The following is a 5,579-nucleotide window of genomic DNA, read 5'->3' as shown; positions in this document are numbered from 1 at the left end:
ACCGCACTGCGGTGCCCCTGCCCCTGGCCGCGCGCCCCCGGCTGGGGGTGGCCGTCCTCCGCCGCCGCGTGCTCCGCGGTGCGCGGCGGACGCCCCGCCCCCGACCCGGCCTGCGGCGGAACCAGCGGCGACCGCACCGGACCTCGCCCCGCACCCTGCTGCCCGGGGTGCGGCTGCTGCGCGGCCTGCTGGTGCGGGTACGGCTGCCCGGCCCGGGCGTGGAAGGCCCGGTCGGCCGGCGTCCCGGCCTGCCCCGGACCGAACGGGCCGGGCTGGCCGTGCGGGCCCGGCTGCCCCGCCGCGGCCGGCGACGCGCCGTGCGGCAGCGGCTGGCCGTGCGGGCCGACCTGCGCCGGTGCGCCGTTCCCGGCCGGGAACGGGTACGCGGGCTGCGCGCCGTGCTGGCTGCCGTGTGCCCCGCCGAACAGTGCCGCGCCCGCTGCCGACCCGGCCGTGGCCGCCGCGTGCGGCAGGGCGCCGGGCAGCCGCAGGTCGCCGCCGTGCGGCCCGGTCGGCACCGCCGACTGCGGCCCGGGCCGGCGCGCCCGGTAGCTGGTCCGGTACGCGGCCGGCGACACCCCGAGCTGGCGCCGGAAGTGCCCGCGCAGCGCCACCGGCGAACGGAACCCGCACCGGCGGGCGACGTCGTCCACCGACAGCTCCGAGGTCTCCAGCAGCCGCTGCGCCTGGAGCACCCGCTGGGTGATCAGCCACTGCAGCGGCGCGCTGCCGGTGAGCGTGCGGAACCGCCGGTCGAAGGTGCGTCGGCTCATGTACGCGCGTGCCGCCAGCACCTCGACGTCGAACTGCTGGTTGAGGTTCTCCAGCGCCCAGGTGACCACCTCGGCCAGCGGGTCGTTGCCGATCTCCTCAGGTAAAGACTGGTCGATGTACTGGGCCTGTCCGCCGCCGCTGCGACGGCTCGGGACCACCAGGCGGCGGGCCAGCGCGTTGGCCGCCTCGGCGCCGTGGTCGCTGCGCACCACGTGCAGGCACAGGTCGATGCCGGCGGCGGTGCCGGCCGAGGTGAGCACGTCGCCGTCGTCGACGAAGAGCTCGCGCGGGTCCACGTGCACCCGGGGGTAGCGCTTGGCCAGCGTCGGCGCGTACATCCAGTGGGTGGTCGCCGGACGGCCGTCGAGCAGGCCGGCGGCGGCCAGGACGAAGGCGCCGGTGCAGAGCCCGATGATCCGCGCGCCTTCGTGGTGGGCCTTGCGCAGGGCGGTGATCGCCTCGACCGGCGGGGGCTGCGAGATCGAGCGCCAGGCCGGTACGACGATCGTGCCGGCCCGGGCGAGGGCCTCCAGGCCGTACGGAGCGGAGAGGGTGAGGCCGCCGGTGGTGGCGAGCGGGCCGTCCTCGCCGGCGCAGACCAGCAGCCGGTAGCGCGGTACCCCGGCGTCCTGGCGGTCGACGCCGAAGACGGACAGCGGGATCGAGCTCTCGAAGATCGGGGCGCCGCCGAAGATCAGCACCGCGACGGTCTCCCGGCGTCGGCGGCCGGAGAGCTTGCGCGGGGCGGAGACCGTCATCGGGGTCGACGAGCCGTTCGCGCCCGGCCCGCCGTGGCCCAGCGGGCCGTGGCCGGGGGAGCCCAGGGGGAGGCTGGCGAGGGGGCCGCCCAGGGAGCCGGTGGGGGCGCCGTTCAGGCCAGGGGCGCCGATCGCGCCATTCGCGCCGATCGTTCCGCCCGCCCCCGGGTAGCCGGGATAGGCCGGGAAGTCGGCGCCGTAGGCCTGCGCCGGGCTGACGGTGCCTCGGCTGACGACCTGTCCGGAGTGCGCCTGCTGGCCGCCGTGTGCCGACCCGCCGTGCACTGCTCCGACGTGTGCCGACCCGCCGTACGCGGGACCGCCGTACGCCTGCCCGCCGTGTGCCGCTCCGCCGTGCTCTGCGGCCGCCGCCGAGGTGCCCGTGGCGGCGATGCCGGGGGAAGGCACTGTGGGGTACGAGGAGTGCGAGACGGCGCCCGGGGTGCCGGAGTTGCGGGTGGTGGCGGCGGTCGCGGAGGTGCCGGTGCTTCTCGCGGACCGAGCCGCGATACCGGCCGCCGCCTGGCCGCTGTCAGGACCCGCGTCGCTCCTGCTCACCCTGCTCAAGGCGCTCAAGCCCCCTCGGTGGTGTGGTGTGGGTGGTGCGGCACTGCTGCTCGCCAAGATCGAAATCTATCGGGTGGACCATTGCCGTTGTGACAAGTTCACCATCCGACGCTATGTCGACATGGCAATTTGGCGTGATGCATTCGATCACGAAGCGTGGCACCCGTCGACCCTTCTGGGAAGAGGGCCGGTGCAACGGTGGCTGGTTGTCGCGGGGCCGGTCCTGGGGCGTCCGGCCCGCGCGCGCCCGGTCGGCGGGTCTGGGCTGCGGATTTGCCCAAGCGGGAGGGATCGGCGCGAAATTGACCGAAAATCGGCGGTGCACGAGAGGGCGCACGAAATGAGCTCGTGCGCCTCCCAGGCTTCATCCGGCCAGGGCCGGGGCGGCGGAACCGGGGCGCGACCTCCGGGTTACCGTCCTGCCGTGAACACCAACAGCCGGCTCGAACAGGCCAACGACAACGCCGCCGCCTTCTGGCTCGCCCAAGCCCGCGTGCACGGCTGGCGGTTCCGCACCAGCCCGGGCCTGACGGCGGTCCGCTGCGCCCGCACCCCGGAGGACTCACACCGCTTCGTGGTCACCAGTCCGTACGTCGAACCAGCGCTGGTGGAAGGGGAGTTGGCTGACCTCCTGAAGGAGTGGGAGACCATCTGCTTCACCCTGGAGGACCCGTACGGCGCACTCGACCTGACCCGGTTCGGCGCCACCCGGATGCCGGTCATGCCGGTGATGACCCGTGAACCCGGCCCGGTCGACGGCGTCCCGGCCGTCCTCCCCTCGCTCTCGAAGGCGCACGGCGGCGGCTCCCTGACGGTCGATGAGGCGCTGGACGGCGATGCTTTCGCGCAGGTCGAGCGTGCGATCGTGGACGGCTTCCCGCTGCCCGCCCGGCAGCCCTGGACCCGTGGCGAAGCGCTCCCGGAACAGCTCCTGCGCGAACCCGGGCTCCGGGCCTGGCTGGGCCGCGTCGACGGCGCCACCGCCGGCACCTGCCTCACCTACGACGACGGCCAGGCCACCGGGGTGTACTGGGTCGCCACCCTGCCCGACCGGCGCGGCCAGGGCGTGGCCCGCGCCGTACTCCAGACCGCCCTGGCCCACGCGCACCCCGACCGCCCGGCCACTCTGGTCGCCACCTCGCTCGGCGAACCGCTCTACCGCAAGCTCGGGTTCACCGCGCAGGCCCGCACCTGCTGGTGGACCCGGACCTCCGCGCACGGCTGACGGCCGGGCCGCCCCGCGGCGGGGTCGTCGCTGGTTGCGGTGCGGTGCGGGGCGCTGGTTGCGGCGGGGCGCGGTGCGGCGGGGTGCGTGAAGGGCGTGCGGTGCGTGTGAGGGACGGGGTGCGCGAGGTGGCGCGTTCAAGCGGGGTGTTACGGGGCGGCCGCCGCCGGCGCCACGGCGAACGTGGTCCGCGCGGGCCCCGCCCCATCCGCCGCCGTACGGACGGCCGTTGGGTGCGCCACCGCGACGGGGCGCAGCACGCTCGCTCCCGGGTCCGTCGCCGGGCCCGCGCCCGGGACCAGGCCAGGACGGCTGTCGGCGACCACGGCAAACTCGCCGGTGCGGTTTCGGACATCCGACCCCGCCATCGAACCACCGGGGGCACTGGCCGTTCCGGCGTTCACGGCAGCAGGCGCGAACGAGCCGTCAGGGGCGGATTCCGTCGGCCGTGCGCCGGTCCGCGCGCCGAGGAGCGCCCCCGTGCGCACCGGCACCCCGGCGGACCGTCGCTGGACCGGCCCGCCCGCGCGCAGACCCGGCCGGGCCGACGGCGCGCCGCGTGCGGCGAGCACCTGACCGACGGCCTCCGGCAGGCCGGCCGCCTTCAGCGTCGGCCGGTAGCCGCTCTCGGCCCAGGGCCGGCCGTGGTGCAGCCAGACGCTGCGCAGGCCGGCCAGTTCGGCGCCGGCGATGTCCGCGGGCGCGTGGTCCCCGACCATCCAGGTGTGCGCGGCCCACGTCCCGGTGGGCACGACGCCGCACCGCTGGGCGGCTATCTCGAAGATCAGCGGATCCGGTTTGACGCAGTCGGCCTCCTCGGAGATGACCCAGCCGTCGACCAGCGGCCCCAGCCCGGTCCGCCGGATCTTCTCCAACTGCGGCCGTGTGCCGCCGTTGCTGACGATGCCGAGCGTCCACCCGGCCGCCCGTGCCGCCTGCAGCGCGTCGACGTGTCCGGGCGGGCAGTGGATGTGGGAGTTGATGCCGTGTCGGTAGTGGGCGAGCAGGAACTCGGTGGAGACGTCCAACCCGTAGCGGCGCCGGACGGCGGACAGTACGGTGCTGCGCGGCACGTAGCCGCCGCCGTCGAGAGTGACGAACCATTCGAGGTCTCCGGGCGGCAGGTCGCGCTCGGACAGAAAATCCTGAGCCCAGGCCCGGAAAGCGGCGTCCCTGGGGAGCAGCGTGTTGTCGAGGTCGAACAGGAGCAGGGGCATGCCAAGCATGGTGCCAGCGGCCGCGCCTATGCACCTGGCAAATGCCAGACCACGTCGCGAAGCCGTACGTAGTGGCTGAAACGGGTTCCAGGACCTGGCGTACGGGTGGGTCCGGACGGGCCGGCTGAGGCTGGCGGGGCGTGACGGTTCGCGACGTGTCGCAACGGATCGTCGCCGATCCATGACAGTCCGGTCACGGTGTCCGGCAGGCCTGTTGCGTCGCCCGGTCCGCTCAGTCAAGCTCCAGGGAACCTCCTTTCTGGAGGGGGCGCGTGGCCTGCGGGCGGGGCGCACTGCCGACGGCGGGCGCATCCTCCTTTCGCGGGAACAATGCCGCTCCGAGGCCTCACCGCTGGGCTGGGCCTCACACCCGTCGTACTCTGAAAGGAACAGGTCACATACGGTGCTGCGCGGCGCAGACCGACGTCATCCCGTGGGCGGGCCTGCTGCCCGGGCGGCGTTGTCCTCTCCTGTCGGCCCCTCTCCCCTGAAGAGCCGTGAGCCATGGCTGGTTTTGAGTCCTTCCGACCGGTGGAGCCGGACGCGCCCCGCAGCGTGGGCGCAGGCGCCGGGGACGACGACGGCCGCGCGGACCTCGCTCCAGCCGACGGGCACGCCGATGTATCGGGTCGCCTGCCCGCCAGTAGGCAGGCCGATGACCGAGCCGACGACCAGGTCGACGCCCAAGCCGACGAGCCCGGCTGCGCACCGGCCGACGAGCGCAGGGGCGAGCGTGGGGGCGAGCGGGCTGATGACCGTGTCGACGAGCACGCCGGCGAGCGGGTTGGCGACGCCGCCGCCCGGCGCGCCGGCGCGCCGGCTGGTGCCTCGGGCGTCGCTGGTACCGCCGATCACACCCCGGGCGCTGAGGAAGCCGGCCCGGAGCCGGGTGCTCCCCGGGGCCTCGTGCGCGCTCTGTGCGGCCTGGTCCGACGGGGCGGCCTCGCCCGGCACGACCGTCCAGGGCCTCGCCAGCGGCGTGGCGGGCACCCGGCCGACCCTGCAGGGTCTCCGGTGACGGGCCGCCTGGGCCCAGGC

Annotated in this window: 3 protein-coding genes and 1 pseudogene; 1 reads left to right on the top strand and 3 read right to left on the bottom strand. The window is 75.2% G+C overall.

The annotated features are described in order from the left end of the window. Positions 1–529 precede the first annotated feature (529 nt). Positions 530–1,532: pseudogene (locus tag ACFV6I_RS37125) on the bottom strand (helix-turn-helix domain-containing protein); the annotation flags it as partial. A 991-nt stretch (positions 1,533–2,523) separates the two neighbouring features. Between ACFV6I_RS37125 and ACFV6I_RS37120 the strand changes: the two are divergent. Continuing rightward, complete coding sequence (locus tag ACFV6I_RS37120; RefSeq protein WP_380430447.1) at positions 2,524–3,324, top strand: GNAT family N-acetyltransferase; 801 nt, start codon at positions 2,524–2,526, stop codon at positions 3,322–3,324. Positions 3,325–3,473: 149 nt separating this feature from the next. On the opposite strand, the gene ACFV6I_RS37115 is transcribed toward ACFV6I_RS37120, so the two are convergent. After that, a complete protein-coding gene (locus tag ACFV6I_RS37115; protein ID WP_380430445.1) occupies positions 3,474–4,541 on the bottom strand; it encodes an HAD-IA family hydrolase in 1,068 nt (355 codons plus the stop codon). Positions 4,542–4,967: 426 nt separating this feature from the next. Further along, the gene (locus ACFV6I_RS37110; protein ID WP_380430442.1) at positions 4,968–5,531 is read right to left on the bottom strand and encodes a hypothetical protein; all 564 of its coding nucleotides are present in this window, start codon (positions 5,529–5,531) and stop codon (positions 4,968–4,970) included. Positions 5,532–5,579 lie beyond the last annotated feature (48 nt).

It is taken from the genome of Kitasatospora sp. NPDC059803 (genome assembly GCF_042732255.1).
In the GTDB taxonomy this organism is placed as follows: domain Bacteria; phylum Actinomycetota; class Actinomycetes; order Streptomycetales; family Streptomycetaceae; genus Kitasatospora.
Note: the sequence above shows the minus strand (reverse complement) of the source record. Positions and strands in the feature narration are given on the sequence as shown.